The organism is Microvirga sp. M2 (assembly GCF_047497095.1).
Classification (GTDB): Bacteria; Pseudomonadota; Alphaproteobacteria; order Rhizobiales; family Beijerinckiaceae; genus Microvirga.
Window position 1 is genome coordinate 463,153 of sequence record NZ_CP134065.1, and the last position, 24,672, is coordinate 487,824.

16 protein-coding genes and 4 pseudogenes are annotated in these 24,672 nt (G+C 62.6%); 16 read left to right on the forward strand and 4 right to left on the reverse strand.

All coding sequences use genetic code 11. From position 1 onward, the window contains the following. Positions 1-72 precede the first annotated feature (72 nt). The 6 genes and pseudogenes from RE429_RS30795 (at position 73) to RE429_RS30820 (ending at position 9,835) form a co-directional block, all read left to right on the forward strand. A complete protein-coding gene (locus RE429_RS30795; protein ID WP_414476095.1) occupies positions 73-645 on the forward strand; it encodes an NADPH-dependent FMN reductase in 573 nt (190 codons plus the stop codon). A 314-nt stretch (positions 646-959) separates the two neighbouring features. Beyond that, positions 960-1,959: pseudogene (locus RE429_RS30800) on the forward strand (IS110 family transposase). 599 nt (positions 1,960-2,558) lie between these two features. Further along, entirely contained in the window at positions 2,559-5,330 is a 2,772-nt protein-coding gene (locus RE429_RS30805; protein WP_414476096.1) for a glycoside hydrolase family 2 TIM barrel-domain containing protein, read from the forward strand. A gap of 63 nt (positions 5,331-5,393) precedes the next feature. Continuing rightward, positions 5,394-7,802, forward strand: a complete 2,409-nt coding sequence (locus RE429_RS30810) for a DUF2264 domain-containing protein (protein ID WP_414476097.1) — start codon at positions 5,394-5,396, stop codon at positions 7,800-7,802. 60 nt (positions 7,803-7,862) lie between these two features. After that, a complete protein-coding gene (locus RE429_RS30815; protein ID WP_414476098.1) occupies positions 7,863-8,954 on the forward strand; it encodes a lactonase family protein in 1,092 nt (363 codons plus the stop codon). Positions 8,955-9,031: 77 nt separating this feature from the next. Continuing rightward, a complete protein-coding gene (locus RE429_RS30820; protein WP_414476100.1) occupies positions 9,032-9,835 on the forward strand; it encodes a PRC-barrel domain-containing protein in 804 nt (267 codons plus the stop codon). Positions 9,836-9,940: 105 nt separating this feature from the next. Here the strand turns inward: RE429_RS30820 and RE429_RS30825 are convergent. Continuing rightward, a pseudogene (locus RE429_RS30825) lies at positions 9,941-10,237 on the reverse strand (DDE-type integrase/transposase/recombinase); the annotation flags it as partial. 90 nt (positions 10,238-10,327) lie between these two features. Between RE429_RS30825 and tnpA the strand changes: the two are divergent. Genes tnpA through RE429_RS30845 form a run of 4 tightly spaced genes read left to right on the forward strand, consistent with a single transcriptional unit; the run spans position 10,328 to position 13,095 of the window. Continuing rightward, positions 10,328-10,753: an IS66-like element accessory protein TnpA gene (tnpA, locus tag RE429_RS30830; RefSeq protein WP_414476486.1), complete on the forward strand. Its 426-nt coding sequence runs from the start codon at positions 10,328-10,330 to the stop codon at positions 10,751-10,753. Beyond that, complete coding sequence (gene tnpB, locus RE429_RS30835; RefSeq protein ID WP_414470660.1) at positions 10,750-11,097, forward strand: IS66 family insertion sequence element accessory protein TnpB; 348 nt, start codon at positions 10,750-10,752, stop codon at positions 11,095-11,097. Before tnpA ends, tnpB begins: the two co-directional genes overlap by 4 nt. Before the next feature lie 45 nt (positions 11,098-11,142). Next, on the forward strand, positions 11,143-12,828 hold the full coding sequence (gene tnpC / locus RE429_RS30840) for an IS66 family transposase (RefSeq protein ID WP_414476101.1): 1,686 nt from the start codon (positions 11,143-11,145) through the stop codon (positions 12,826-12,828). Between the two features lie 18 nt (positions 12,829-12,846). Continuing rightward, positions 12,847-13,095 (forward strand): hypothetical protein, encoded by a 249-nt coding sequence (locus RE429_RS30845; RefSeq protein ID WP_414476102.1) that lies wholly within the window; start codon positions 12,847-12,849, stop codon positions 13,093-13,095. Positions 13,096-13,165: 70 nt separating this feature from the next. Here RE429_RS30845 and RE429_RS30850 read toward each other — a convergent pair. After that, a pseudogene (locus RE429_RS30850) lies at positions 13,166-13,573 on the reverse strand (IS6 family transposase); the annotation flags it as partial. A 231-nt stretch (positions 13,574-13,804) separates the two neighbouring features. Here RE429_RS30850 and RE429_RS30855 point away from each other — a divergent pair. After that, positions 13,805-15,145: a carbohydrate porin gene (locus RE429_RS30855; RefSeq protein WP_414476103.1), complete on the forward strand. Its 1,341-nt coding sequence runs from the start codon at positions 13,805-13,807 to the stop codon at positions 15,143-15,145. Positions 15,146-15,571: 426 nt separating this feature from the next. On the opposite strand, the gene RE429_RS30860 is transcribed toward RE429_RS30855, so the two are convergent. Beyond that, a complete protein-coding gene (locus RE429_RS30860; protein ID WP_414476104.1) occupies positions 15,572-17,146 on the reverse strand; it encodes a PQQ-binding-like beta-propeller repeat protein in 1,575 nt (524 codons plus the stop codon). 468 nt (positions 17,147-17,614) lie between these two features. Between RE429_RS30860 and RE429_RS30865 the strand changes: the two are divergent. Then, positions 17,615-18,244, forward strand: a pseudogene (locus RE429_RS30865) (IS6 family transposase). 55 nt (positions 18,245-18,299) lie between these two features. Then, the gene (locus RE429_RS30870; protein WP_414476105.1) at positions 18,300-19,880 is read left to right on the forward strand and encodes a pyrroloquinoline quinone-dependent dehydrogenase; all 1,581 of its coding nucleotides are present in this window, start codon (positions 18,300-18,302) and stop codon (positions 19,878-19,880) included. A 150-nt stretch (positions 19,881-20,030) separates the two neighbouring features. On the opposite strand, the gene RE429_RS30875 is transcribed toward RE429_RS30870, so the two are convergent. Beyond that, positions 20,031-21,557, reverse strand: a complete 1,527-nt coding sequence (locus RE429_RS30875; RefSeq protein ID WP_414476106.1) for an aldehyde dehydrogenase family protein — start codon at positions 21,555-21,557, stop codon at positions 20,031-20,033. Between the two features lie 466 nt (positions 21,558-22,023). Here RE429_RS30875 and RE429_RS30880 point away from each other — a divergent pair, with 466 nt between their 5' ends. The 3 genes from RE429_RS30880 (at position 22,024) to RE429_RS30890 (ending at position 24,656) form a co-directional block, all read left to right on the forward strand. Beyond that, the gene (locus tag RE429_RS30880; RefSeq protein WP_414476107.1) at positions 22,024-22,368 is read left to right on the forward strand and encodes a c-type cytochrome; all 345 of its coding nucleotides are present in this window, start codon (positions 22,024-22,026) and stop codon (positions 22,366-22,368) included. 83 nt (positions 22,369-22,451) lie between these two features. Further along, positions 22,452-23,093 carry a hypothetical protein gene (locus RE429_RS30885; RefSeq protein ID WP_414476108.1) on the forward strand — a complete coding sequence of 214 codons (642 nt, stop codon included), beginning with the start codon at positions 22,452-22,454 and terminating at the stop codon, positions 23,091-23,093. A gap of 12 nt (positions 23,094-23,105) precedes the next feature. Then, on the forward strand, positions 23,106-24,656 hold the full coding sequence (locus tag RE429_RS30890) for an FAD-binding oxidoreductase (RefSeq protein WP_414476109.1): 1,551 nt from the start codon (positions 23,106-23,108) through the stop codon (positions 24,654-24,656). The last annotated feature ends 16 nt before the right edge of the window (positions 24,657-24,672 follow it).

The following is a 24,672-nucleotide window of genomic DNA, read 5'->3' on the forward strand; positions in this document are numbered from 1 at the left end:
GGCATCTACCCGCTGGCGGATCAGCTGTGGGATGGTTCCAAGCGGTCGCCAACCCGTTCATAGGAGATCACCATGACCACGTTCAAAGTCGGCTATCTGATCGGCAGCCTCGCGAAGGAATCGATCAACCGCAAGCTCGCCCAGGCGCTGATCCGCTTGGCCCCCGAGCACCTCACGTTCACCGAGGTTCCGATCAAGGACCTGCCGCTGTACAGCTACGATTATGACGACGAGTATCCGCCCGTGGCCCGGGCGTTCAAGGACGCCATCGCGGCCGTCGATGCGGTGCTGTTCGTCACCCCTGAGTACAACCGCTCGATCCCGGGCGCGCTCAAGAACGCCATTGACTGGGCCAGCCGCCCCTACGGTCAGAATTCCTTCACCCGCAAGCCCTCGGCCGTGATCGGCACCTCACCCGGGTCGATTGGCACCGCCATCGCGCAGCAGCATCTGCGGAGTGTCCTCAGCTTCTGCAACTCGCCGCAGATGAACGCGCCGGAGGCCTACATTCAGTTCACGCACGAGCTCATCACGGATGACGGCGACGTGACGAACGAGGCCACGGCCGAGTTCCTGAAGCACTACATGACGGAGTTCCACCAGTTCATCGTGCGGGTCTACACCGCCCTGCCAAAGGACGCCTGACTTTCCCGGCATGGCCCGTCACTCTGGTCGGGCCCGCCGCCATTGCAGGTAGGACGTGACCGTTCGCATCACCGACGGGATCGGGGCGGCGGTGCTCAGGCGCAGCACGTCGGCATCGTGAATCGGCTATTGCGGACGACCACTCTTTGGCACTTTGATGCCGGTGAGCAGGGGGCGTCCACATGGGGTAATCGCGGGAGCGAGTCGCCCTGAATAACAGTCACGCTCATGGAAGTCGGTGGCTGTTCCCCGATAAGATGGAACAACGGGCTCACGACCGGAAGCCGGGCCCAAGCATCGAATGGAGAACAGCCATGGACGACTATATCGGGCTCGACGTGTCGATGAAAGAGACGGCGGTGTCGATCCGCCGAGGCGGTAAGCGCATCTGGCGCGGCAAGTGCCCCTCAGATCCCAAGCTGATTGCTGACCTGATCCGCAAGCGCGCCCCATCCGCCAAACGCGTGATCTTTGAGACCGGCCCGTTGTCCGTGTGGTTCTATCACGCGCTTTGCGCCGAGGGGCTGCCGGCAATCTGTATCGATGCTCGTCATGTCAAGGCAGCCCTCGACATGGCCGCCAACAAGACAGATGCCAACGATGCCGATGGTCTTGCTCATCTGGCCGAGGTGGGCTTCTTCCGCGAGGTGCGGGTGAAGGGCTTCGACAGCATGCTGACCCGCACGCTGGTGGCAGCCCGCACCCGGATTCCAGATCCGCGGCCTCATGAAGACCTTCGGCTTGGTCGTTCCCGCGGGCAAGGGCAGCACGTTCGAGACGAATGTCCGCAGTCTTCTGGTTGGTCAGAACGGGCTCGCTGCCATTGTGCTGCCGATGCTGGAGGCATGGCGCGGCCAGCGCATCCGAGCCATGGAACTCGGACGTCAGCTCGTGGCCGGGGCGCGTCAGAACCAAGCCTGTCGCATCCTCATGTCGATCCCAGGCGTCGGCGCGATCACTGCAATATCCTTCGCGACCGCCATTGTGGATCCGGACAACTTCAAGCGATCCCGTTCTGTGGGTGCCTGGTTGGGCCTGACTACCCGACGCTACCAGTCGGGCGAGGTCGACTATGACGGCCACATCTCCCGCCGAGGCGATCGCCAGGTGCGGGGGCTTCTGTTTGAGGCCGCAACGGTCATCCTGACCCGCAGCTCGGCCGAGAGCGGCTTGCGGAGATGGGGCCTCACGCTCCGGGAGCGGGTCGGCTTCAAACGGGCAACCGTTGCTGTGGCGAGGAAACTGGCGGTCATCATGCATGCGATGCTCAAGACCGGCTCCTTCTTCGACCGGAGCATCGGCGCAACGGCTTGATCACTTGAGGATTGCGCTCAGTCTCTGAGCGCGCTGAGACGTCCCTGCCGGGACGTGGGGAAGCTCCATCATGCGGCGACCGCTGTCGACCGCGAAGACGACCCTGCTCCCGGCACACGCTCACGCGGCGCGCCTATGATCCGCTTGGGTCGAGCTCTCCTTGGTCTCCCTCGACTCTGATCCCAGTGTCGAGCCGGTGAGGTTTTGGAAAACTACTTGCAAAATGGCCCGCGATTAGACGACCCCATCAGCTTGGCAACGGGCCGGTGCCTCTGGCAGTGTCTCGAGCATGGCACTCACCTAAGCTCCACCTCAGCCCGAACGTGCGGCGTGCCGGTTAATCTAATACCGTGGAAAAAGTGTCGATCCTTCTAGCCGTCTGCGGACTTTGTCGGCATGCATTATGATGGTTCAATGGCTGTTGAGGCGTTCGCGCTCCGGAACGGATGATGCCCCTCCGGGTTAAAGTACAAGTACCAAAAACTCCAGTCTTGCGTCTGGTTTAGGCTCTACCCTTGAGCGTAGAAGCGCCGGGTCAGGGCCATGGAATGGCAGCGTCTCCTCCTGCAGCCGTTCCATGCGTCGGCTGGAGAAACCTCATGAAGTGCATGTGGATCATCAAGGCGCTGATCCTTGCAATTATCAGCTCTGCGGCAATAGCCCAGGACACCCCGCACCCGGCATCAAATCCCAACGCAGGCACGAGTGCGACAGACCTGAGAATAACCTCCAGTCTTCAGCAAGGCTGGAAGTTCATCCAGGACGATCAGCTGTCCGACGATGCGGCCCTGGCGTCGACAGCCGCCAATTGGGAAACCGTGAATCTGCCTCACACCTGGAATGCCGAAGCCGCCGGCACCAGCGCGGGTCAACCCTACAAGCGCGGCCTCGGATGGTACCGGCTCGAGTTCGACACCCCAGCGGCGGGCGCCCGCCACTGGCTGGAATTTGGTGCCGCAAGTCTCGTCGCCGATGTTTGGCTGAACGGGCACAAGCTCGGTCGGCATCAGGGCGGCTTCACCCAGTTTCGGTTTGATGTCACGAACATCCTCGTGCCCGCCGGCCGGAACGTTCTGCTCGTGAAGGTCGACAACAGCCAACCGACCTCCGACAACGATATCACGGCCATTCCGCCGCTGGGGGGTGATTTCATCATGTATGGCGGCCTGTACCGCCACGTTGCTCTCGTTTCCACCCGCGAGCCGGTTCACTTCGATCTCGCCGATATGGGTGGCCCTGGCGTCTACGCCACCACGAACGCCATTTCCGGCAATAGCGCGACGATCAATGTGCGTGCTAAGCTGAAGAGTGACGCCACGGAGGACGGCGATTACATCGTCCGCGCCTCCTTGCTCGAGGCCGATGGGCGCGTTGCCGAAAGCATGCAGGAAACCCTGTCGCTACGGGCAGGCTCCAACCCCGCCGTAACCCGGAATCTGCAGCTGGAGCAAGCTCACCTGTGGCAAGGTGTCGAGGATCCTTACCAATACAAGCTCGTCGCCGAGCTGGCGCGGGCAGACGGCCAGGTCATTGATCGGGTCGTCCAGGACTTCGGCGTTCGCGAGATTTACATTGATCCCAACCACGGGTTCTTCCTGAACGGCAAGCATGTGCCCCTGCGCGGGGTCGCCATGCACCAGGAGACCTACGGCAAGGGCTGGGCCCAGTCCCCGCACGACATCGACACGTCGCTGGCGCTGGTGAAGGAAATCGGCGCCAATACGGTTCGGCTCGGGCACTACCCGTTCGACCGCTACACGCTTGAAAGCCTCAACCGGATGGGATTGGTCGCCTGGGCCGAGCTCCCCGTTGGCATTGGCGTCACCACGGAAGTGAAGATCTCGTCGGCATCATCCGGCCGATCAGTGTGCCCCCGCCGGGACGCCTCAGCCGCTTTCCGGGCCAGTGCCCGGCAACAACTGCGCGAGATGATCCGCCAGCAGTACAACCATGCTGCCGTGGCCGTGTGGTCCCTTGGCAACGAGACGACCTTCATGCACCGGGAGTGCACCGAACCTTGGCACGATAACCTCACCCCAGTGTTCGAGGAACTTCAGGCGCTGGCCAAGCAGGAAGATTCCAGCCGGTCCACAGCCTATGCCGACTTCACCTCGACGGACACCCCTCCCGTCAATGGTTCGTACATCGACCTTGGCGGGATTACCGACGTCTGGGCCATCAACAAGTACCAGCTTTGGTACGGGGGCGACGTTCCGCGCCTTGCGACCATTCTCGATGCCTTGCGGGGGCGGTTTCCGGATCAGCCCATCGGCATCAGCGAGTATGGCGCCGGGGCGGCGGTTACTCATCACACCGACAACGTTCATGGCGGCCCAGTCGAGACCAACAATCCCGGGATGGTGCCCGTCGTCTACCAGCCGGAGGAATATTCCGGCTACGTTCACGAGCAGAACTACGCCCTGATCCTGAGCCGGAACTATCTGTGGGCGACCTATGTCTGGAATATGTTCGATTTCGGCAGCGATCTTCGCAATGAAGGCGATGTGAAAAATGTCAACACCAAGGGCCTGGTGAGCTTCGACCGCAAGACCAGGAAGGACCCGTTCTTCTTCTACAAGGCGAACTGGAGCAGCGAGCCTGTCACCTACATCACGAGCCGGCGCTACACGAGCCGCGCTTATCCGGTCACCGACGTCAAGGTCTACAGCAACGCCGACTCAGTCGAGCTGTCGGTCAATGACATGGTGGTCGGCACATTGCGGCAGGACCAATGCCTGCTAAAGGCGTGCGTGTTCAGGAACGTCACGTTGCGACCGGGCACCAACAAAGTGGTGGTCGTCGGCCGCCACGGAGGGGCAACGGTCAGCGATTCCGTTGATTGGTCGTTCAACGGAACCGGCATCCACATCGCCGCCGGGCAGATTGCCACCGGGTTCAGGTCGGCGTCGGGCGAACTCTTCGGCTCGGACAACTTCTTCATCGGCGGTCGTGGAGGCTGGCTCGTTCCAAAGAACGGCGACGTGCCGGAGGATCTCACCCCTGTGCGCGGAAGCGAGAGTCCAGCCCTGTTCAAGAATTACCGCTCCGGCACCTTCAGCTATTACATCCCGCTGGACAATGGGCCCTACACCATCACCCTGGGCTTCCTTGAGCCTGATCGCACGACTGAGCCCAGGCAGCGTCTCTTTGATGTGATCGCCAACGGCGTGACCCAGATTGACAACTTCGATGTTCTGCAAACCGCGGGTGCCTATCGCACTGTCGTCAACAGAACCTTCACGACGACAGTTGTCGACGGACATCTCAAGCTCGACTTCGTTCCGGAGCGCGGGGACGCGATCGTTTCGAACTTCGTCATCAAGCCTTCGGAGGCTGCAACGGGCTCCCTCGGGGCGCTGCCCCATCAATGACGACGCTCTAGGTCCCACCCTTGTCTGGAGACGATGATGATGAGAGGGCCAAAGGGATATGCGATGGTTCTTGCAGTTGCCTTGGCGCTGCCTGTTGTCGGCTGGACCGGCGCTGCGGCCCCTGCTCCAAGCGGAAGCGCCCTCGATGCAGGCCAGGTGAGGGCCACCATCACGCGGGTGGGCGATTGGCAATTGGCTCATCCCGTCGAATACGGCACCCTTCACTGGGCGGTTGCTCCGCTCCTCGACGGGTTGATCGACACGAGTCTGACGACCGGCGATCCGAAATACCTCGCGGCCGTCATCCGGGCTGGCACGCGCGAAGGCTGGCGACTGGGACCAAACACCTATCACGCCGACGATCTGGCGGCCGGGCATGCCTGGATGCGCATCTACCTGATGGACCCGACACGAACCGAGCGGCTCGAACCCTTCAAGCGACGAATCGACGAGATCCTGGCAAACCCGATCACCGAGAATTTTACCTTCAGCCAAGAGCCGCAGACACCCGGCGTCAGCAACACCGATCGCTGGACCTGGATCGACGCGCTCTACATGGCACCACCGGCATTCGCGCTCCTCGCTCAAGCGACCAAGGACGAGCGCTATCTGCAGTTCGTCGATCGTGGATTCAAGCCTGTCTACGATACCCTGTTCGATCCGCAGGCGAAGTTGTTCTATCGCGATGACCGCTTTATCAACCGGCGCACCGCGAATGGTCAAAAGATCTTCTGGAGCCGCGGCAACGGATGGGTGTTCGCCGGTCTGCCCCTTCTGCTCGATGCGATGCCGGCCGATTATCAAAATCGAAATTTCTACACCAACCTCTTCAAGGAGATGGCGCCGGCGATCCTTGCGGCCCAGCAGCCCGACGGGCTCTGGTATCCGAACCTCGCGGACCCGAAGCAGATTCCACTTGGAGAGACGAGCGGGAGCGCCCTGTTCGTCTTCGGCATGGCCTGGGGCATCCGTCACGGACTTCTTGACCCCGCCACCTATTGGCCTGCCGTCGAGCGGGGATGGAATGGGCTGTTGACGCAGATCAACACCGTTGGCGCAGTCGGCGGGGTGCAGCCGATCGGCGCCGAACCGGAAGGATTTGGGCTGGATTCCCGTGTCGCCTACGGCACCGGCGGCGTCCTGATGGCCGGGTCGGAAATCCTCCGCGCACTCGGGGAGGATGCGAAGACCGACTCCGCGAAGCTGATCGAGCAGGCCGACGCAACGCTCGTCGGTGTGCCCGATCTCTCGCGGCGAGGCCTCAAATTCAACTCGCCGCTCTTCGACCGGACCTACGCCGTGGACGTGCTCACCAAGATCGCCGAACCGGTGCTCGATGCGCTGAGCAAAGGCGAATTGAAGAAGCGTATGCCGGTCCATCCTTGGGAGGAGAACAACGCGGCCTGGACCCATTACGAAGCCTTCGCCCGCACCCTCGCCGGGATCGCCCCGTGGCTGGAAGTGGGGCCCGACGACACCCCCGAAGGCCGCCGACGCGCCCGCTTCATCGGCCTCGCACGGCAGTCATTGATCAACGCCACTGACCCCGCATCGCCCGACTTCCTGAACTTCGGCACCATACCTGATCAACCCCTGGTGGAGTCCGGCTATCTCGCCTCCGCGCTGCTGGCCGCGCCCCACCAGCTCTGGGATTTTCTCGACGCCGACCAGAAGGCCAATGTCCTCGATGCGCTTCGCACGTCGCGCAACATCAAACTGGAGCACAACAACAACTGGTACCTGTATCCCGCGATCATCGAAGCTGCCCTCTGGCAGTTCGATGGGGATGCGGATCTCAGGCGGATCGAAATCGCCGTCACGAAGTTCGTCGATGACTGGTATCTGGGCGATGGTGTCTATGGCGACGGCCCGCAATTCCATCTGGACTACTACAACAGCTACGTCATTCATCCCATGCTGCTGCAGGTTCTGCGCGTCGCCAGGGCCAAGCACCACGACGTCTCGCGGTTCCTGCCGGTCTCCGAGGACCGCGGCCGCCGCTACGCGGAGATCTTGGAGCGACTGATCTCGCCCGAAGGCACCTTTCCGGTGATGGGCCGCTCTTCCGCCTATCGCTTCGCGGCTTTCTACCAGCTGGCCGACACGGCGCTCAACAAGGATCTTCCGGATCGTGTCGACGCGGGTGCCGTGCGCGCGGGCCTGACGAACGTGATCATGCGTATGGTCGAAGCTCCAGGAACCTTCGACAGGGAGGGCTGGCTCAACCTGGGCGCGGTCGGTTCCCAGCCTAGCCTTCGCGAAGACTACAATTCTACCGGCTCCCTTTACATCTGTCTGACCGGACTGGTTCATCTCGGCTTGCCGGCCGACGACCCGTTCTGGACGGCTCCTCCGGCCGCCTGGACGCAGCGGCGCATCTGGGCCGGCGAAGACGTCCCACGCGACCGTGCGCTGCAAGGCCCGGACGGCGCGGCGAACACAGAGAGCACCGAAGGCAAGGACGATCGATAGATCAGGGCCATCGGCGAGATGAAATCGTCTTCGATCGATGAGCTACAGGAGATCCATATCATGTCGAGGTTGCGAATGATCGCCATTCTGGCATCGACCCTGGGGCTTGCGGCGGTGCCCGCAGGCGCGGCCACTTTCGTCTATGTCGGCAATGCGGAGAGCCAGGACATCAGCGTTCTGGAGCTCAAGGCCGGTGGTGACCTGACGCCGGTCGCGACCATCCCGATCCCCGGTCCGGCCGAGCCTGGCGACACGACGCCGCTGGCCGTCAGCCCGAACCAGCGATTCCTTTACGCCGGCCTGCGCAACGAACCTTATTCGGTCGCGACCTTTTCGATCGATGCAAGGACCGGGAGGCCGACCTATGTCGGCAGCGGGCCGCTCGCGAACTCGATGGCCTATATCGCGACCGACCGGTCCGGGCGCTTCCTGCTAAGCGCATCCTCCCAGGGCAACGAAGTCACCGTCAGCGCGATCGGGCCAAACAGTGTCGTCGAAGAGACGCAGCAGACCGTCCCGACCAGGCCCAACGCCCATTGCATTCTCGCCGACCCTGCGAACCGCTTCGTCCTGCATACGAGCCTGGGCGGCGATGTCATCTACCAGGAGAAGTTCGATGCGATGTCGGGCCGGCTGACGCCCAACGACCCTCCGACCCGGAGCGTCAAGGCGCAATCGGGCCCGCGCCATCTCATCTTCTCGCCGAACGGCAAATTCGTCTATCTCGTCAGCGAGCTCGACGGGTCCATCGACGTGTTTCCCTACGATGCCGCGGCCGGCATCTTGAACAAGGAGATCCAGATTGCCAGCTCGCTGCCGAAAGGCTTCTCGGGCAAACCCTGGGCGGCTGATATCCACATCACGCCTGACGGAAGGTTTCTCTACGTGTCTGAGCGAACCTCGAGCACGCTGGCGGCGTTTCGCGTTGATCCTGAGAACGGCACGCTGACATCGATCGGTTCATATCCCACGGCGGAGCAGCCGCGCGCCTTCGGCATCGATCCGTCGGGCCGGTACCTCCTGGCGGTCGGCCAGCTGTCCAACAGCCTGGAGAGCTATTCGATCGATCAGGCGAACGGGACTCTTACCAGGCTCAAGGACTATCCCATGGGCAAAAACCCGAACTGGGTCTCGTTTATCTCCCTGCCCTGACAAGCAGCGATATCGGGAACAGGCACTGTGGGGCTGAGGCGGAACAATCGTTTTCCCCGTTCTGATGGAGGTCGATGATGAACTACTTGATCGCACCCATTGTTATCACAGCGCTCGTCATTGGGACTGGCGTCATGGCTCAACAGGCGCCCCAGCCAAGCGCTCCTGCGCCACGGCCCGCGGCGCAGCCGTGTCTGAACGACCTCACTGCGTTCGGCGAACGGATGGACAAGGACGGTTTCTGGCTCAACGGCTATGGCTATCGCTGGGCCTATGGCAACCCGCCGGCGGTCGTTGCCCCATGGGGCACGCTGACCGAGTTCGGGATCGATGCGCCACGGTTCCAAATCCAGACCCTCTACAGCACGGCAAGCGTGCTGGCGCGGCGGGGCAATGAACAGGCTTGTCAGACGGTGCTGAGCGAGCTCGGGGCTGTTTATGATCAACGCGTCGCGCAGCTGCGCCAAGCCGGCATCGAGCCTGGGCAGGTAATCTCCTGGCGCCAGCGTCTCCTCCTCGAAGCTCAGCCCGTGACGCAGCTCGGCCGCGCGCTCAGCATCGACGACCTCTCCGGCGCCGACGTGCGCAATCTCCAAGACGAGCGACTCGGCAGCATCAACGACATGGTCCTGAACCCGAACACGGGGGCCGTCTCGCATGTGGTCATCGCCCGGGGCGGTTTCCTGGGCATAGGGCGCGACTACATCGCGGTGCCCTGGCAGTACTTCCGCGCGACTCCGGGCCTGAATGTGCTCGTCCTCAATGTGTCCCGCGATGTCATCGAGAACGCTCCGCAAGTAGAGCCGAACATGGGGCCGGCAGCGTTCGAGCAGGTTCGGCCTCAGATCGATCAATACTGGCAGCAGCACGTTCGCAGCTGACAAAGGAGGCCACCATATCCTGTGTCTCCATCCGCAATGAGCGGCGTGGGTTCTGTCGCAAATCCGAAACAAGGGCGAGAAAGTAGCAGATTCACCGGGCTGCCCTTATGCGGCGAGCAGGCGAAACTGCTCCGCGAGCGACAGCTGCTTCCTGTAGGCATATTTCGCCTGCTGTTTACGCATCATGTGGATCAACTCGATGCCCCTTAAGATCACCCGGGCACTGTCAGCCGACTTGAAGCCGAGCATGGGACGAACGCGGCGTTTGACGGCGCGGTGATCCTGCTCGATGCGGTTGTTGAGGTATTGACTCTGCCTGACCCGGATCGGCTTGAGCCTGCATCCTGACCGGTCCAGCAGCCGGCTCTCGGCATCACACGACAGGATGGCCTCTCGATTGGTCGTACGCATCCGGGCAGGGCCGCCTTGTGGGATTGAGGCACATGGAAGACCACTGGCTCTATCGACGTCGATATGGACGGTGTTGTAGCCATGGACATTATCAGGGATCGTGGGCCGGTCAGCCGCCTGGATGTGGTCGACACTGGCCGTCGTCGCCGGTTCAGCGATGAAGCAAAGCTTGCGATTGTGGCCGAGAGCTATCGCGGGCCAAAGCAGGTCTCGGCCACGGCGCGCCGGCACGGGATCACCCGCTTTCAATTGAACAGCTGGCGCAAGGCTCACAGAGAAGGACGGCTTGGCGCTGGTTCCTGGGAGGGGTTTGTGCCCGCCCTGGTCGTTCCGGACGCTCGCACGCCCTTGGAGCCTTCCGTGCCGACGACGCCGGTCCAGCATCCCCCACGCGGCCTCGGTCGGATGGACGTTGTCACCGCGAACGGGCGGCATGTGATCGTCGACCGGGATGTCGACGTCGATGCGCTGCTGCGGATCATCCGGGGCCTCGAGGCGCTGCGATGATCCCCATCCCAACCGGCGTTCGGGTCTGGCTGGCGACGGGCTATACCGATATGAGACGGGGCTTTCCATCGTTGGCCCTGCAGGTGCAGGAAGTCTTAAAACATGACCCGCTCAGTGGTCATTTATTTTGCTTCCGGGGCCGCAGAGGCGATCTGATCAAAGTGATTTGGCACGATTCCCAGGGGGCATGCCTGTTTACGAAGCGCCTCGAGCGCGGCCGGTTCATCTGGCCGTCAGCCGCCGATGGCGTGGTGACAATCTCGCCGGCGCAGCTGTCTTATTTGCTGTCCGGAATCGACTGGCGTGCCCCTCAGGAAACCTGGCGTCCGACACGGGTCGGGTAGCATTATTTGATTGAAAAGACAGGGAAATTCTGATCGAATGGTGTCATGCCTTCAAAGCCTGACGATCGTCCAGAAGACCTTGCAAGCGCCTATCTGGCGCTGCTGTCCGAGCGTGAGGTGTTGCAGGCTGAACGGGATGTCGTTGTCGCCGAGAGGGACAGGGCTGTGGCGCAAGCCGCCAAGGCCCAAGCCCTGTTGTCCGACAGCGAGGCCCTGATCGCCCGTCTGGAACTGGCGATCGAAAAGCTGAAGCGCGAACTGCGCGGCCAGCGCTCCGAGCGCGCGGCGCGGCTGATCGACCAGCTGGAATTGCAACTCGAAGAACTGGTGATGGCCGCGACCGAGGATGAGGTTGCGGCACAGGCCGCCGCCAGGAACTCAAACGGGCGCTCTTTTGTGCGCAGGCGGCCAGTCCGAAAGCCCTGGCCGGAGGATATCGAGCGCGAACGCGTGGTGCTTGATCCCCCGGCGACCTGTGCCTGCTGCGGTGGCTCGCGCCTGGCGAAACTGGGCGAGGACATCACCGAGACGCTGGAGGAGATCCCGCGTCGGTTCAAGGTGATCGAGACGGTGCGGGAAAAGTTCAGCTGCCGGGACTGTGAGGCGATCAGCCAGCCGCCGGCGCCGTTCCATGCCACGCCGCGCGGCTTCATCGGCCCTCATCTGCTGGCGACGATCCTCTTCGACAAGTTTGGCATGCACAGTCCGCTCAATCGCCAGAGCGCCCGGTTTACATGCGAAGGCATCGCGTTGTCGACCTCGACACTGGCCGATCAGGTTGGGTTTGGAACCTCCGCTCTCAGGCCGGTCTTCGATCTGATCGAGAAGCATGTCTTTGCGGCCAAGCGCCTTCACGGCGACGATACGACCATCCCTATCCGAGCCAAAAGCAAGTGCACGACCGGACGGATCTGGACTTACGTGCGGGACGACCAGCCGTTTGGTGGGCCTGCGCCGCCAGCCGCGGTCTACTACGCCTCAGGTGACCGCCGCGGCGAACATCCGCAGAAACACCTGGCCGGGTATGGCGGCATTCTGCAGAGTGACTGTTACAATGGCTTCGAGCCGATCAGTGTTGCCGAACAGAAAACAGTGCCGATTACCTTTGCCTTCTGCCACGCGCATGCGCGACGGAAATTCTTTGAACTGGCCGATATCGAGAAAAGGGCTCGGGATCGCAAAAGAAACGGCAAGCCGATCTCCCCGATCGCGTTGGAGGCCGTCAAGCGGTTCGACGCGCTGTTTGACGTCGAGCGTCAGATCAACGGCTTGAGCGCCGCGGAACGACTGGCGGTGCGGCAGGAGAAAAGCAAGCCGCTGTTTGATGACATGCACGAGTGGCTGAAGCGGGAGCGTGCCACGCTCACCCGATCGTCCGAGGTGATCGGCGCCATCGACTACATGCTGAAGCGCTGGGATGGCTTTGCCCGCTTCCTGGAGGATGGCCGGGCTTGTCTGACGAACAATGTCGCCGAACGGGCCTTGAGAGGGATCGCCGTAGGGCGCCGCAACTGGACCTTCGCCGGTTCCCAGCGCGGGGCGGATCGTGCCGCCGTCATGCTCACCCTCATCACGACCTGTCGTCTCAACGATGTCGATCCAAAAGCCTGGCTCGCCGACGTGCTGGCCCGGATCGCCGATCTTCCTGTCGCCCGCCTGCACGAATTGCTTCCCTGGGAATGGAAAAGTCGACGGCTGGCCGAGAACCCGGCTTCTCAGTTGGCCGCGTGACAGAAAAGGGACCGACGAGTGGGATATCGCAACTCAACGCTGTACACGCTGAAATACGTGGCTGACATGCTCGGTGAAGACGAGGACTTCCTGCACGAGTGCTCCATCGAGATGTTCCCGGAAGACGGCCGCCTCAGTGCCTACGACACCTACCCAGCCTCCGAATTGACAGAGCACATTGTCCTCTTCACCGAGGATGGCATCGAGAACCTCAAGTACATCATCGAGGCTCGCAGGACCGTCGCATCACAAAAAGCCGCCCCTTAAACCTGCACCAACGTTAGCCACGATCCCATCGACGCGCGAGGCCTGATCCTGCGGTCTTCCTCGGATGCGTACGATTGGTCTGGCTGCCGTCGATGACAATCCTCTCAGGCCGGCTGTGCTGCTTGAGCGCCTTGCGCAGAAACCGCTTGGCTGCGGTGAGATTGCGCCGCTCGCTGAAGCGGAATTCCACAGTGTCACCATTGCTGTCGATGGCGCGTACAGGTACGTCCATCGCCCGCGCACCTTGATATACGTCCCATCCACATGCCATCTTTTTGTGACCGGGCGCTTGTGCCGCTTGAATTGCTCCAGCAGGAGCGGCGCGTAGTGACCGTCCAGCGATGAATGGTCGTGTGGTTAACGGAGATGCCCCGCTCAGCCATCATCTCCTCAAGATCGCACAGGCTCAGGCTGTAGGCCAGATACCAGCGGACGCACAGGAGGATTACCGAGCGATCGAAGTGCGGCCTTTGAACATTGTTCACCTCCGGAGTGCGTCGGGGCGTGCGCCGAACTGAGTTACTGAAGGGTTTGCAACAGATCCCCCTCAAGTGGTGCTCTTCAACACCCCCACTGTGGCACACCGAGGCCGTTGGGAGCGTCTATCACATCTTGCGCTGCCCCCTATCCGAACAGGCACGTATCTGAGGAGTTACTTGACAGCCCCCAATGCCAGTGAAAGCATCTTGTGTAATAAAGGGTGACCGCCGTGCCTTCAGCGAAAGCCATTGGATTTTGGGCTGGTCGGGTGCCGCTTCTGACGGCAGGCGCCGTGCTTTTACCGTCGGCGCTGGCGTTCGGGCAACAGGCAGCAACCGCGCCCCCGAGCTGGCTCACCCAGAGCACGATGACCGACGACTGGTTGGGCTGGCGCTCCAGTCTTGAAGCCGTGGGCATTACCCCGAGTGCCCATTTCATTACCGAGAGTGCGGCCAATCCAGTCGGCGGGAAGTTCTCGGCGATCCGCTATGCGCAGCAGATCGACTTCGGCGCCGTGTTCGACCTTGGCCGCCTTGCCGGCCTTGATGATGGCAAGATCCAGGTTGTCTTGACGGACCGCGCGGGCCGCAGCCTGTCTGCCGACGCGATTGGCAATTTCTTCCCTGTCCAGGAGATCTATGGAGCGGGCCAGAACTTCCGGCTGGCCGAACTGAACTACCAGCAGAGCCTGTTCGACAACAGCATCCGCTACAAGCTTGGGTGGTCGCCGGTGGGCGACGATTTTGCGACGAGCCCATACTATTGCTATTTCACGAACAACGCGGTCTGCGGCAAGCCGCCCGTGCTGGCGGCCGACAGTGGCGCGCACAACTTCCCGGTTGGGCAATGGGGCGCCAACATCAAGGTCTTCCCGAGGCCGGAACTGTACGGGGCAACTGGCATCTACCAGGTGAATCCCAATGCAGGAAATAGCAGCCAGGGATTTAATCTGAGCTTCAACAGCACCGGCGCGTTTGTGCCGATCGAGTTCGGCTGGCTCCCAAAAAAGGGTCCTGGCGGCCTGCCCGGCGAATACAAGATCGGTGGCTACTTCAACACGTCCAAATCGCCCGACGTGCTCCGTGACGTGACCGGACGTTCCGCCGGGCTCACCGGCTTGCCCTTCGACGAACATAATGGACGCTGGGGTGGGTATGTGCTTGCAACGCAGATGGTCTACCTTGAAAGACCCGATTCCAAGCGTGGGCTGACGCTGTTCGGTGCGGCTGTACTGAATGATCCCCAAACCGCCCATTTCAGCCACTCGCTGGAGTTTGGCGCCGTCTATCAGGGCACGTTTCCGCACCGCGATGACGACTACATCGGGCTCGTCTTTGCCTATGGCGCGGTGAACAAACGCCTCACGGAATTCCAGATCGATCGGAACATCGTAGACCCGGGGTCCACCGCCATCCAGAGGTACGAGGCCCTGATCGAGGTCGACTACAACGCCCAGATCACGCCGTGGCTCTCGCTCCGCCCGAACCTGCAATACGTGATCAATCCGGGCGGCACCGGCAAGATACCGAATGCGTTTGTCGTCGGCCTGCACACGCAGGTGACATTCTGAGTGCAACGGCGCCGGTCGCGCCCGCTGTCTTCCGCCGGGCCGTCGCACGAGCGTTCACCGAACCCCCGGCTGACCCAGACGGAGTGATGACGTGCGGTGCCAGGAAAGGAAATGCACCATTCACCACAGACAGTACTCGTTGACCCACCTTGCCGTCTGCCAGTCATCGCGCTCATCCGAGAAGCCCCGCATGTGGGCGGGAGCGCCTTCGATCCCGCGGCTGACACCGTGAAGGAGCGCCGCTGCTATATAGCGTCACATGCTGTGGCTTCGGTCACAGCAGCTAAAACTATGTAGCGCCATTTCCGCGCCGCAGCCTCCCGAAGCGGATACCCTGCGCACGCAGCGCCTACTCGACTGTCACTGCGGTCGACCGCCGGACATCGCTGTCATCTTGCTTCAGCCGACCGCTCGCGAGGCAACAGCCTATCGGCCCTCGACGGAAAATGCATAGAACTTGTTGTTGTCGCCGTCATACGGCAATCCGATCACCTTCGTCTGATAGCCAGATCCCCAGTAAACCGTTCCGTTGACGATCGATGCGCCAGACGCGACCGCACCGCCACTGGCGAACTTCCACAGCACGGCACCGGTATCCGCGTCGAGCGCGTACATGTTGTCGCCGCTGCCGGCCATCGATCCGGCGTAGACGACGCCGTTGGCGACAGACATCGCACAGGTATCGATGGCCTGCTGCGGATCGGCGGTTCGCCAGACGACCTTGCCGGTTGCGGCGTCGATCGCTGCCCATAGACCACCCTTCGTCGTTGCCTGGGACCCGTCCTCTCCCGTGACGCTGACCGGCAGGTGGTCCCCGTTGCCGATGGAGACGTAGATGCGCCTGCCGTCGGCGGCGGTACCCCACATCATGCCGCCTTTCCGGCTGCCCGGACCGACTTCTGTCTTCCACAGCACCTTGCCTGTCTGGGGGTCCAATGCCCAATAGATGCCGCTCTTTTGACCGGCTCCGAGCAATGTCCTGGGTTGGCCGTCGCTGATCGCGGTGTACAGATTCGGGCCGGCAGCAAAGTCGTAGTCCGGACCATCCTCCTTGTCGAAATTGGTCGACAGGTCGCCGGTCAATGTCGGGGTCGACCAGGTGATCTGCCCGGTCTTCAGATCAAGGGCGACGATGCTGTCGATGCGATTGTCGGCCGCGCCCGGCGTACAATTCTCGCGTTCGGGAGCGCGGCAAACACCGGTCGGAACCGTATAGTTGTTCCCCGTCGTGACATAGAGCAGCCCGGTATCATGATCGACGACCGGCGTACTGCTCCAGACCGCACCGCCGGTATAGCCTTGTGGCACCATATAGGTCTTCCACAGAAGCTTGCCCGTTTTGGCATCTAGGGCCACGACGCTGCCGCGGAACGTGATCGGAACCTGGTAGGCCTCGTCCCGGGAGGAGGTCCCGACATAGACGACGCCCTCGTCCACGACCGGTGAGGAGGTGATGATGGCTTCCGGGTCCTCTTCCACCTTGGTACGCCAGAGGGGTTGCCCGGTGCGGGCATCGATGCCCAGCATGAAAGCACCGGTCCGGTTATGGGCGGTTTGCACCCCTTGACCGGTGATCAGCGTTCCCTCCCAGTACGCCGGTGTGGTGCGCGAGACATCTCCAGCAATGCCGCTGTAGAGGCTGATCTCGTTGCTCCAGCGAACCTTGCCGTCAGACGCGTCGATGGCCCATAACATGCCGCCATAGTCGGGGACATACACGGTCCCTTCGATCACTGCGGGCGTGGTGGTGACGTTGCCCTTGGTCGCGAGAACCCAACGGGTGGCGAGCTTCCCGACGTTGGAGGGCCCAATACCCCGCTCATTCGGTGCATTTCGCGTGTCGTGCGGGTTCTGCCCCGCGTTCGGCCAATCGGCGGCGGCATTCTGGGCCGCGGCCGACCCGGGATGCGCCGCTATCGCAAGCCCAGCAATTACACCGAGGCGGGCGATGGTGGCTCCCCACCGTCCTGCTTGTGCTCGGATGCCGCATGCGTTTGGCATGTTGACCTCTCCCAAAGATCTGCCGCCCTCAATGCAGGTGGATTGGTTGCGCCAATTCCTCAATGTACAAATCTCGACGGGCCCGCAGTTCGAGTGACATAAATTGGTCGTCCACAAAGGCATTCGTATGGCCACCTTCAAGGCGGGAGGGCGTGTAGAATCCTGGACTTGATTTGACGGACAGTGTCAGAGCCAGTTGCACTCTGGCAGCTTGAATGATGGCGTGGTTTCCGGCGGGACCTCAAGCCCTGCGCCTGCAGCACGCCGCGCAGCGGCTTCGGGGCTTGACCACCCGCCATTCCCAAGCAGGGAGCAACCATGCCAGAATGGCCGCTTCTGAACTCGGCTTCCTCGTGCAGAACATGACTTGGCTCGACACTGTCCGACAGGTCAAATCCTAACTTTCACAGTTTTTAGGGGCACCGTCAGGTTAACGCGTCGGTGACTGGATGCTGGCATAGACGAGCTATGACCTCGTCACGTCCCCCTCGCTACGCCCGCCATCGTTTCCCTGTAGAAGTGATCAGCCATGCCGTCTGGTTGTACTTCCGCTTTCCCCTCAGCCTGCGCATGGTCGAGGAGATGCTGACCGCCCGAGGCATCCTGGTCAATCACGAGACCGTCCGGCAGTGGGCGATGAAGTTCGGCCAGGGTTTTGCCAATCAGAACCGCCGCCGCCTTCCGACACCCGGAGACAAGTGGCATTTGGACGAGGTGGCGATCAGGATTGCAGGCCGGAAGCACTGGCTCTGGCGAGCGGTCGATCAACATGGGATCGTGCTTGATATTCTGGTTCAGAGCCGCCGCAATGCCAAAGCGGCCAAGCGAGAGGTCATCCCTGGCGTCGAGCATCGGCAGCATAAAGGCCTAAACAACCGCGCAGAGAGCAGAGAACAGCCATCAGCCCACCCGCCGGCGCGAGCGCATCATGAACGATTCAAGTCAGCCGGGCAGGCCCAGCGCTTCCTTTCAGTTCATGATCAGGTGGCCAATCTCTTCCGCCGTCCTGCCAACACCAACGCCGCCGATCAGCGCATGTCCCGAGCTCACGCCTTCCGGGTCTGGGCCGAAGTTTCGGGCGTCGCTCCTGGGGCCTGATCTGAGGCTCGGGAGCGGCGGCTCCATCTCTAGCGGTTAACCTGACGATGCCCTTTTGCTGTTCTCGCTTCAGCCATCTCATGCCGATACGGCCGATTGGCCCAGCTACAATCGGACGCTGACCTCGGAGCGTTATGCATCCCTAAACGATATCAGCAGCCAGAACGTCTCCCGGCTCCAGGTTCTCTGCACCTACGATACCGGCCAGATGACCAGCTTCCAGCCGGGCCTGATTCAGGTCGGGGATGCTCTTTATGGCGCCACCGAGATGGATACCTTCGCCATTGACCCGAACACCTGCCACGAGAAGTGGCGCGTCCACGAAACTTACACCTCCGCCAACGTGCTTCAGGTCAATCGCGGCGTCGCCTTCCTGGACGGTCGGCTCTTCCGCGGGACGAATGATGGACGGGTGCTCGCTTATGACGCGAAGTCCGGCAAGCGCCTGTGGGAGGTCGCCATTGCCAACCCGAAGCTCGGAGAATCCGTTCCGGCGGCACCGATCGCCTGGGAGGGTCTCGTCTTTGTCGGCAACGCCGGCGGCGACAACAAGGGCGTGAAGGGCCGGATGTACGCCATCGAGGCTGCGACCGGTAAGATCGTGTGGGAGTTCTTCCTCGTTCCCAAGGAGTCGACCGACCTGACGCGCGGTCCGGCAGCCCCCGGAGCACCATCAGGGCTCCAAGAAACCTGGAAGACCGCCCAAGGGTTTCCGATCACCGGTGGCGCCACCTGGACGTCCTATACCTTGGATGCCGACACTGGCCTGCTTTACGTTCCGGGCGGCAACCCGGCACCGGACTTCGTCAAGCAGACCCGCGATGGCGACAATCTCCTGACCGGCTCGATCGTAGTGCTGGATGCCAGGACCGGCGCCTACAAGCGCCACATCCAGCTGGTGCCGCGCGACTTCCACGACTGGGACGTTTCCACGGCGCCGGTCCTGTTCACGAGCCGCGCCAAGCGCCGGCTCATGGCAGTCGCACCCAAGGACGGTCACCTGTACGGCTACGATCTGCAATCGGGCGATCGCCTCTACCGGCTTCCGAGAACCACAATCTTCAACCCTGAGGCGCCGCTGACGCCGGAGGGGACCCGGTTCTGTCCGGGCAGCCAGGGTGGAGCGGAATGGAACGGCCCAGCCTATGATCCTCAGACCAACAGCATCATCACGGGCGAGGTCGACTGGTGCGCCACTGTGAAGACCGCCGGAAGCGATGCGTTGCAGAGTGTTGCCCTCGGGCAGCCCTGGAGTGGCATGGCGACCTCCGACCCGGCCGAAGGCTTCGGCAAGATGGATCCGCCGTCGCAGTGGGCCGGCTGGTTGACCGCAACCGATGCCGATACCGGCGCAGCCCAGTGGCAGGTCAAGACGCCCTATCCGTTGCTCGGCGGGGTGACGCCGACCGCAGGCGGGCTGGTGCTGTTCGGCGACATGGGCGGCACGTTCTACGCGGTCGACGCCAGGACTGGAAAGGAGCTGTGGTCGCAAAAGATCGGCGGGGCCATTGGCGGCGGCGTCATCACCTACGATACCGGCGCCGGCCAGAAAATCGCCGTGGCAGCGGGCATGACCTCGCCGATCTGGCCGACGGACAAGGTGACAGGGACAGTCGTGATCCTGGGCGTTCGCTAGCACCTCCTCATTGAGGTTGCGCAGACAGGCTATCACCGTTCCTCCGGGCCAGATCGACCGTCATGCGCACGATTTGCGGCGATATGGATCAATCGCCGCTGGTCCTCGCACCTGCACAGTCCAGGGCTGGAAGACTATCGCTTGTCATTCCTACCCTCCTGCCCAGGGCCCTTTGATCGCCTCGGCGTTGGGCGGGAAGGGACGGGGCGCATGCTGGATCGTGATCCAGTGGTCCGTGGTGAACGCCTCGACGCCCCATCTTCCGTTGAAGCGGCCAATGCCGGAATTCTTCTCGCCGCCGAACGGGTTGAACGGCAGATCGTTCACCGGCTGATCGTTGACGTGGGTCATGCCCGCCTTCACGTGCCGGGCAAAGCGCACACCGCGCTCGATGTCTTGCGTGAAGACGCAGCTGGATAAACCGTAGTCGGTGTCGTTCGCGATCGAGAGGGCGTCCCGCTCCCCCTGAGCCCGGATGACGGGGGCGATGGGCCCGAACAGCTCCTCACGCGCCAGCGGCATCTCGTTCGTGACATCCGCGAAGACATGCGGCGGCAGGACGAGGCCCTCGGGCTCGCCTCCTGCCATTTGGCGGGCGCCGGCACCCTGGGCCTCCTTGATCCGTTCCTGCAGGCCCTGGAGCTGGCGCTGGTTGATGATCGGTCCGACCACCGTATCAGGCTGATCCGGGTCGCCGACACGCAGCCCCCTCACCCGTTCGGCAAAGCGGTCGAGGAACGGCTCATAGACCGCCGCGTCCACAATGAAGCGGTTAACGATCATGCAGATCTGGCCCTGGTGCAGGAACTTGCCGAAGACCGCAGCCTCGACAGCCTGATCGAGATCGGCGTCGTTCAGGATCACGAACGGGCTGTTCCCGCCGAGCTCGAGATCGACCCGCTTCAGGATCGAGGCTTCCGCGGCGAGCCGGGCCACACCCCGTCCCACCGGCGTGGAGCCGGTGAACGAGATGACCCGTGGGATCGGGTGCTGGACGAAGGCGTCGCCGATCTCGCTGCCCGCCCCGACGACCACGCTCAGCACCCCCGGCGGGAGGCCGGCCTCCTCGAAGATCCGGGCCAGCAGCAGCCCGCCCGTCACCGGTGTGTCGCTCGCGGGCTTGACCACGACGGCGTTGCCGACGGCGAGCGCCGGGGCCAGGGATCGGTTGGTCAGCTGCATCGGCCAGTTCCAGGGGCTGATCACACCCACGACGCCGACCGGCTTGCGGTAGACCCGGCTTTCCTTGCCGGCGACATCGGCGGGGAGGATCCGGCCCTCGACGAGGTAAGGCAGGGCAGCAGCCTCCAGCATGACGGCGTGAACCGCCTCCCACTCGAGCGAGGCCTTGATCCGGGTGCTGCCCGACTCGCGGATGAGCCAGTCAATGATCTCGTCCCGACGGACCTCCATGGCGACTGCGGCCCGGCGCAGCACCTCGGCCCGCTCGCCGGGGAGGCGGCCAGCCCACGCGGGCTGGGCGTTGGCCGCACTGATGTAGGCCTCGTCGAGATCATCCTGGTTGGCTTGCGGGATCTCCGCCACCACATCGCCGGTGTACGGATTCAGGTCACGATTGACCTTATCCGATCGGCCCTTCCGCCAGATGCCGCCGATCGGGACACTGTCGAAGTCCGGATAAGGACGCGCCTGCGCCAGCTTCTGCTGAAAAGTCATCGTTCTCCCTCACCTTGATCGGGCGAACCAGGAGCCCCTGGGACACCGCGCGAGCCGATCGGATCGTCGTGCCGGAAGGGATTGTCTGAAGCCTGCCTCGGGGACGATAGCCGATCCAGATCGAAGACAGGAAATGGCGTGGTCTGCATCGTGCCCGCGCCGACGGGCGCAACCGCTTCACAAATGCCATGTGAGCGACCGTCCTCGACGCCCTGCTCCGGTTCGGGCTCTATCGGTGCCAAACGGGGACGCGGGCGGCGAGTTCCCCGGTCGGCCATCAGATCGTCGGCTTGCCGGAAATTGTTTCAGGGCTGGAGCTTGCCGGCCCCTTCCTGCCCTCTAGAACCAGGATGCGTATGCGTCATCGGCAAACTGCCTGGGCAGAGACAATCAAAACGCCCGGCCTTGCGTCCGATACGGCTGTGTTGTTGCGTTGGTGATGCGTGTGGCTTGCACGGAGACTGCAATGCTCGCCTCCAGCCAATCGCCGCTCCCTCAGATCACGACCATGGCGATATCCGCTGTCGCTTCCTTAGTCATGACTGCACCGGTATACGCCCAATCCGACGGGCGGTGGCGGGATGGGGAACAGGTGTATGTCAAGGTCTGCGGCTATTGCCACGAGACCGGCGTCGGACCCGTGCTCAAGGGCCGAGATCTGCCGGCCGAGACATTTGTGCTCATGGCCCGGCACGGGCTCTCGGCGATGCCGGCGTTCCGGGCCTCCGAGATCGACGATCAAACCTTGCAGGCGCTCGGCGAGTATCTGGCCAAGGCGCCCGCCCCCAAGGCTGATGGAGGCAAGCCATGACAATGGGTCGCCGCCCGGTTCTGCAGGGGCTTGCCGCGACGGGTCTTGCGGCTGTCGTCCCGGACATTCCCGGTGCCACTGCCTTGCCCGGCACGGAATGGGACGAGAAACAGCCTGATGCCGCACTTCCGTGGATCATCGTCCTGTCAGCGGGCCAGTTTGATGATGCCTTCCTAGCCGGCATAGGTCAAACAAGCGTTCCTGATGCAGACGTGACCGTTCTGCGCATTTCCGACCTCGGATCACCGGATCTCTCGTGCCTGCAGGCCATGTTGACCGCAGGTCGGCGGCAAACACTGGTCGGGCTTGTGGACGATGGCCTCGCGGCCATCATCGTCGAGAGCGCGCGAATGGCCGGTGCGCGAGGCAGATGGCTGGGCCAGCATGTGATCACCGCAGAGAAAACGAGCCATCGGCTGTTGACGCCTGCCGGCGAATGCGCCGCACGGTTCGGTGAGGCGCTCAGTGCCTGCGGGAGCCGTTACTCCATCAGCCGCCAAAACCTGTCGGTCGGTGAGGCGACGCAATTCTCGACGACGTTCGCCTCGGCCCCTGGTCAGGATGCCACTCAGTGGGCCTTCGCGCTTGGCCGGATGGTCGCGATGGCACATGGACGGGAGCCGATGCCTCTCGGCGAGTCTCGCCCTGAGGCTATCGCCGGCCGGATGGAATCCGGTCCGAGCCGTGCTGCTGAAAGCTTCGTCTCGTTGGCCTTCGATCTGTGAGAGGAGCTTGCCATGGCCGATCGCCAGTACGTTGCTCTGCCGCAGAACGTCGAACAAGCCGAGTTCACGACGGCCGTCCGGAAGTTCACCGAGATTCTTGGGGCGGACAATGTCCTTACGGCCGAGGAGCAGCTTCTCCCCTACATGAAGATCATGATGCCGGTGGACGAGGCGCAGCATGCCCCATCGGCCGCCCTGATCGCGACCGAGGTCGAGCAGATCCAGAGGATCGTTCGCGTCTGCAACGAACACAAAATCCCGATCTGGCCGATCTCAACCGGCAAAAACCTCGGCTACGGCTCAGCGCCGCCGGGAAGCCGTGGGCAGGTCGTGCTCGACTTGAAGCGGATGAACAGGATCATCGACGTGGATCCGGTCCTCTGTACGGCTCTCGTCGAGCCCGGCGTCACCTATCAGCAACTCTACGACTACATTCACGAACGCAAGTACCCGCTCTGGCTCAGCATGCCGGCGCCGTCCGCCATCGTCGGCCCGGTCGGCAACACGCTAGACCGGGGCGTCGGCTATACGCCGTATGGCGAGCACTTCATGTTCCAGTGCGGCATGGAAGTCATTCTCCCCAACGGCGACATCCTCCGGACCGGGATGGGCGGGATCCCCAACTCGAACACCTGGCAGGTGTTCAAATGGGGCTATGGCCCCTATCTCGACGGGATCTTCACGCAGTCGAATTTCGGCGTCGTGACCAAGCTCGGCTTCTGGCTCATGCCGGCGCCGGACGTCTATAAGCCCTTCGCCATCAGCTATCCCGACGAGGCCGACATCGTGTCTCTCGTCGATGCGTTCCGCCCGCTCCGGATCGCCGGCATCGTCCCGAACGCGATGGTGTTCGTCGGCACGTTGTACGAGGCGTCGGCAACGGTCCGGCGATCCCAGTACTACACCCAGAAAGGCGCCACCCCTGCGGAGATCATCCGCCGGATCCGTCAGGAGCATAACATCGGCGCCTGGACGGCCTATGGCGCCCTTTACGGCACCAAGGAGCAGGTCGACGTGAGCTGGAAGATCGTCACCGATGTGGTCAGGGCCACCGGAAAAGGGACGATCATCACCGAGGAGGACGCCGGAAATAATCCGGCCTTCCGCTATCGGGCGGACTTGAGTCGGGGCAACATGACCCTGCGTGAGTTCGGGCTGTACAACTGGCGCGGCGGCGGCGGCTCCATGTGGTTTGCGCCCGTGAGTCAGGCCAGGGGCTCGGAAACCCTCAAGCAGGTCCAGATGGCCACCTCCATCCTGAACAAGCACGGGCTCGACTATGTCGGAGAGTTCATCGTCGGCGGACGCGACATGCACCACATCATTGATGTGCTGTTCGATCGGACCGACCCGGACGAGATGAAGGCTGCTCACACCTGTTTCGGCGAGTTGCTGGATGAGTTCAACCGGGCGGGGTACGGCGTGTATCGGGTCAACACCGCCTTCATGGACAAGGTCGCCGAGAGCTATGGGCCGGTGCAGCGGCAGGTCCACCAAGCGCTGAAGCGGGCGCTCGACCCCAACGGCATCGTTGCGCCGGGCAAATCCGGCATCTGGGTTTGACGAACCTCGGCACTCC